We start from the raw sequence: 5160 nt of genomic DNA on the forward strand, positions 1-5160 counted from the left end.
CTCAACAGTCACCCGGTAGCGCTTGACCTCGAAGAGATCGGGCATCCGGCCAAGGGCCTCGCGCGCCAAGAGCTCAAAGCTGGCCTGCGCGGTATCGTAGGAATAGCCCTGCCCCTCGCGGGCCTTCACCTCTTCGAGAATACGCGCAAGGGCCTGGTCGCCCGGCGCCACCTCCAGCCCCGCGCTGGCCAGCCGGCGGCGCAGGTTCGATTGCCCCGCCTGATTGGACATCGGGATGACGCGGGCATTGCCGACAAGACCCGGGTCGATGTGTTCATAGGTCGAAGGATCCTTGAGGATCGCGCTGGCATGTAGGCCCGCCTTATGCGCAAAGGCCGACGAGCCGACAAAGCCCGCCTGTTTCATCGGTACCCGGTTCAGGATCTCGTCCAGCATGCGGCTGGTGCGCGTCAGCCCGGCCAGCGCCTCGCGGCTCACCCCGGTCTCGAACCTCTCCGCATAGGGTTCTTTCAGCATCAGGATGGGAATGAGCGCGGTGAGGTTCGCGTTGCCGCAACGCTCCCCCAGACCGTTCAGCGTGCCCTGTATCTGCCGCGCGCCCGCATCCACCGCCGCCAGCGTGCAGGCGACGGCGTTTTCGGTATCGTCATGGGTATGGATGCCCAGCCGATCCCCGGGAATGCCCGCCGCGATCACTTCGCCGGTGATGCGCCCGATCTCGGACGGCAGGGTGCCGCCGTTGGTATCGCAAAGCACGATCCAGCGCGCGCCCGCCTCCAGCGCGGCCCGGACGGTGGCCAGCGCATAGCCTTGGTTCGCGCGATAGCCGTCAAAGAAATGCTCCGCATCGAACAGGGCTTCGCGACCTTGCGCGACCAGATGCGCGACCGAGCGGGCGATGTTCTCTGTATTCTCTTCCAGTTCGATGCCCAGCGCAGTGCGCACCTGAAAATCATGGGTCTTGCCCACCAGACAGACGGATGGGGTCCCCGCGTTGAGCACGGCTGCGAGGATATCGTCATTCTCCGCCGAGACGCCCGCGCGTTTGGTCATACCGAAGGCGGTCATCGTGGCCCGCGTTTTCGGGACCGCATCGAAAAAGGCGCTGTCCGTCGGGTTGGCCCCGGGCCAGCCGCCTTCGATGTAGTCCACGCCCAGCGCGTCGAGCGCCGCCGCGATGGCGAATTTCTCATCGGTGGAAAACTGCACGCCCTGGGTCTGCTGCCCGTCGCGCAGCGTGGTGTCGTAGAGATAGAGGCGCTCGCGGGTCATCTGAGAGCCTCGAGCTTGTCGGGATCGAAATGTTCGAGCTTTTCGAAGGCCGAATTGGCTTCCGCGGTATCCAACACCTTGATACCGGCAGCCAGAAGACCATCACGGATGGCGTCGGCTTCAGCGAAGTCACGCGACTGCCGGGCGGTCTTGCGGCGTTCAAGGAGGATCAGCAGCGTTTCCTCCTGCGCCGGGGTGAAGGCATCCGAGCCATCGTCCTCGCCGGCCCAAGCCGGCACGTCATTCCCCAGCAGTCCAAGCATCTGCAGGGCCGCGGCAAGACCCGCGGCATCACCCTCTCCCGCCAGGCGATGACATTCTGTCAGTGCCGCGTGCGTGTTCAGATCATCTGCCAGATGCGCCAGCAGCGGGCCGGACACCTCCCCCGCTACGGTGCCATCCACCTGCGCGTACCACTTCCGCAAAACGCGCGCGGCCTCGTCCCGCTTCTTGTCGGTCCAGTCCATGGGCTTGCGGTAATGCGTGCTCAGCATCACGAAGCGAATGACCTCTCCCGGTACGCCGTCATCCAACAGGTCGCGCACGGTAAAGAAGTTGCCGAGCGATTTGGACATCTTCCTGCCCTCGACCTGCAGCATCTCGTTATGCATCCAGATGTTGGCAAAGTCGTGCCCCGCGCATTTCGACTGCGCGATCTCGTTCTCGTGATGCGGAAACTGTAGATCGATCCCGCCGCCATGGATGTCAAAGCGCGGCCCCAGTATCTCATGCGCCATGGCGGAACATTCGATGTGCCAGCCGGGCCGCCCCCTGCCCCACGGGCTGTCCCAGCCGGGCGTCGCCGCATCAGACGGCTTCCACAGAACGAAATCCATCGGGTCTTCCTTGTAGGGCGCGACCTCGACCCGCGCGCCCGCGATCATGTCGTCGACCGACCGACCCGACAACGCGCCATAGGCGTCGAATTCCCGCACGCGGAACAGCACATGCCCCTCGGCCTCGTAGGCATTACCTCGCGCGATCAATCCTTCGATCATGGCAATCATCGACCCGACGTAGGCCGTGGCCCGGGGCATGTGATCGGGCTCCAACGCACCGATGGCCGCCATATCCTGCAGGAACCAGCCAATCGTCTCCTCGGTGATCTCGCCGATCTCGCGGCCGCTCTCTGCGGCGCGGGCGTTGATCTTGTCGTCGACGTCGGTGAAGTTGCGCACATAGGTGACGTTTTGCGCGCCGTACACCTGCCGCAACAGCCGATAGAGAACGTCGAACACAATCACGGGGCGCGCATTGCCCAGATGCGCCCTATCATAAACCGTGGGACCACAGACATACATGCCCACCTGTCCCGGCGTGATGGGGGCCAGCACCTCCTTGCGGCGGTGGGCGGTATTGTAGAGCGTGATCTGCGGGTCGTTCTGCATGGGTCGTCCTTGCGCGGGCGGTTACGCGGGTCTGGCGCGGGCTTGGCACATTTTTGTCGGGAAGAAAATGACGACGCGCCGCCCGCAGAAAGGCTCAGCGGCAAATGGAGGGGGAAATCAGGGAAATCCGGTGCATGGTCATGCCCTTGCATAGCAACTGCGCCCGGCCCCGCCAAGCCCGGACGATTGACAATCGCCAGCCGCTCTGCGCCCCTGCGCGCGACAAATTACAGGAGGCCGACATGAACATATCGACACGGATCACCGGGCTTCTGGGCGGCGGCTCGGACGGTTGGGGCGTCTTCAACCGCGCCCGCGCGATGATCGCCCAAGGCATTCCCGTCACCGAACTGACGATCGGAGAGCATGACATCCGCACGGCAGCCCCCATCCTGCAGGACATGCACCGCGCCGCGATGGCGGGCCACACGGGCTATGCCGCCGTGCCGGGCACCGCCCATCTGCGCGACACCGTGGCCCAGCGGGTCGAGGCGCGCACCGGCGTGCGCACGACGCGCGACAACGTGGTGATCACGCCGGGCGGGCAATCGGCGCTCTTCGCGGCCCATGCCGCGACCTGCGACCCGGGCGACGTGGCGCTCTACCTCGATCCCTACTATGCGACCTACCCCGGCACGATCAGGGGCGTCTCCGCCATTCCCCGCGCGGTACCGACCCGGGCGGAGGATGCGTTTCAACCCCGCGCCGCCGATATCAACGCGGCCGCCGAAGGCGCGGTCTCGCTGTTGATCAACACGCCCAACAACCCCACCGGCGTTGTCTATTCGCGCGAAACGCTCGAAGGCATCGCAGACGTCTGCAAGAAACGCGACCTCTGGCTCATCTCGGACGAGGTCTATGACACGCAGGTCTGGGAAGGCGAGCACCTGTCGCCCCGCGCCCTGCCCGGCATGGCGGAACGCACGCTTGTCGTTGGCTCCATGTCCAAATCCCACGCCATGACCGGCTCGCGCTGCGGCTGGATCGTAGGGCCGGAGGACGTGGTGCATCACCTCATCAACCTCGCCACCCATACGACCTACGGTGTGCCCGGCTATATTCAGGATGCCTCCGTCTTCGCACTGACTCAGGGCGCTCCGCTCGAAGCCGAAATCGCCGAACCTTTCCGCAGACGGCGCGCATTGGCGCAGGAAATCATCGCCGCGCAGAACACGGTCTCGCTCGTACCGGCGCAGGGGGCGATGTACCTGATGCTCGATATCCGGGCCACGTGGCTTTCGGGCGAAGCCTTCGCCGAAGCGCTTCTTGACCGGCATCACATCGCGGTCATGCCCGGGGAAAGCTTCGGGGAGGCCGCCAAGGGCCATGTGCGCGTCGCCATGACCATCGAGGATCGGGCCTTCACCGACGCCCTGCGCACGCTCTGCGAGTTTGCCCGCGAAGGTGCCGCCACCCCCGCCTGACCGCCCCTTCACCCTTTGACAAATACTCCGGGGGTCCGGGGGCAGCGCCCCCGCAGGGAACCGATACGAAAAAAGCCGGGTGCGGTCACACCCGGCTCTTATCTTTCATCATCCCGTGGGATCAGAAGCGGAAGGACCCGCGCACGGTCACTGTCGTCGCTTCGACCGCGATACCGGTCGTGCCGATGTCACTGAAATCGTGGTACAGCACTTCGCCGCCCAGATCGAAACTGTCGGTCAGGCGATAAGCCATGCCCACACCGCCGAAGCCGCCGGTTTCATCCCCGAGGCTGGTATCGGCGCGCGCGACACCGCCGGTCGCATAGAGCAGCGTCCGCCCAAAATCGTAACCGCCACGCAGTTTCAGGCGCGCGATTGAATCGAGCTGCGCCACACCGCCGCCGAAATCGGCGTCTGACGTGTCATAGTCCACCTCGCCGCCCAGAACGAGCGTGCCGAAGTCATAATCGTAACCGGCGTGCACGCCGCCGATAGCGCCGTCGCCGCTCAGGTTACCGTCGATGTCGGCATAGCCCAGCTGACCACCGGCATAGAAACCGGTCCAGTCATTGGGGTCAGCAAAATCGACCGGCGCGGGCGGTGCGGTGACGATCGGGGGTTCGACGACCGTGGGCTGGAGGTCTCCAGCGATGGCGGCGGAACCAAGGGCGCTGCCGCCCAGAAGGGCCGCGGCCAGAAGTGTGGAATTTCTCGGTCTTGAAAACATGCTCGTACCTTTCCGGTCCTTTGTCGAATTCGTCTTGATATGTGACTTGATATGTCTTGCCATACCCCATGAACGCCCCAGCCCTACAAAGGTTTTCGCAGGTCACGCAAACGTGTTCGGTGACGTGGAACCTTTCCGCCACGGTGGCGAAATGTCGCAAACTGAACAGGTGTCGCAAACGGAGCAGACGCGCGCCCTGTCGCCACCCATCCTGCGAGCCAACCGGTTTGCAGGGATGACCCGGATGAAGGACGAACTTTGCATCATCGCACGCGTCAGCCGCACCATCGGCGCCCTGCGCGGGCGTGCGGCCCGGGGGGCACCGGCGGCCTGAACCCCCCGTCGCCGCCCTGACCCTCCATCCGATCCGGAACCCAAGATGACAGAC

The 5160-nt window shown here is 64.7% G+C and carries 5 protein-coding genes; 2 read left to right on the top strand and 3 right to left on the bottom strand.

Annotated elements, in window-relative coordinates; translation table 11 throughout:
* Positions 1-1233 (bottom strand): citramalate synthase (cimA, locus tag A3764_RS09190; protein WP_067951516.1); only part of this gene is annotated, 1233 nt, incomplete at its 3' end.
* A complete protein-coding gene (cysS, locus tag A3764_RS09195; protein ID WP_067926864.1) occupies positions 1230-2621 on the bottom strand; it encodes a cysteine--tRNA ligase in 1392 nt (463 codons plus the stop codon). The genes cimA and cysS, both read right to left, overlap by 4 nt.
* Positions 2622-2863: 242 nt before the next feature.
* On the opposite strand from cysS, the gene A3764_RS09200 reads away from it, so the two are divergent.
* Entirely contained in the window at positions 2864-4045 is a 1182-nt protein-coding gene (locus tag A3764_RS09200; RefSeq protein WP_067926883.1) for a pyridoxal phosphate-dependent aminotransferase, read from the top strand.
* Positions 4046-4166: 121 nt separating this feature from the next.
* On the opposite strand, the gene A3764_RS09205 is transcribed toward A3764_RS09200, so the two are convergent.
* On the bottom strand, positions 4167-4772 hold the full coding sequence (locus A3764_RS09205; protein WP_067951518.1) for an outer membrane protein: 606 nt from the start codon (positions 4770-4772) through the stop codon (positions 4167-4169).
* 112 nt (positions 4773-4884) lie between these two features.
* On the opposite strand from A3764_RS09205, the gene A3764_RS25950 reads away from it, so the two are divergent.
* Positions 4885-5106 carry a hypothetical protein gene (locus A3764_RS25950; RefSeq protein ID WP_236628154.1) on the top strand — a complete coding sequence of 74 codons (222 nt, stop codon included), beginning with the start codon at positions 4885-4887 and terminating at the stop codon, positions 5104-5106.
* Positions 5107-5160 lie beyond the last annotated feature (54 nt).

The organism is Sulfitobacter sp. HI0129 (genome assembly GCF_001635395.1).
Classification (GTDB): domain Bacteria; phylum Pseudomonadota; class Alphaproteobacteria; order Rhodobacterales; family Rhodobacteraceae; genus Sulfitobacter.

Bases quoted from the DNA above. Each gene is read 5' to 3' on its own strand.
- A3764_RS09200 (WP_067926883.1), top strand. From the start codon at position 2,864: ATGAACATATCGACACGGATCACCGGGCTTCTGGGCGGCGGCTCGGAC.
- cysS (WP_067926864.1), bottom strand. From the start codon at position 2,621: ATGCAGAACGACCCGCAGATCACGCTCTACAATACCGCCCACCGCCGC.
- A3764_RS09205 (WP_067951518.1), bottom strand. From the start codon at position 4,772: ATGTTTTCAAGACCGAGAAATTCCACACTTCTGGCCGCGGCCCTTCTG.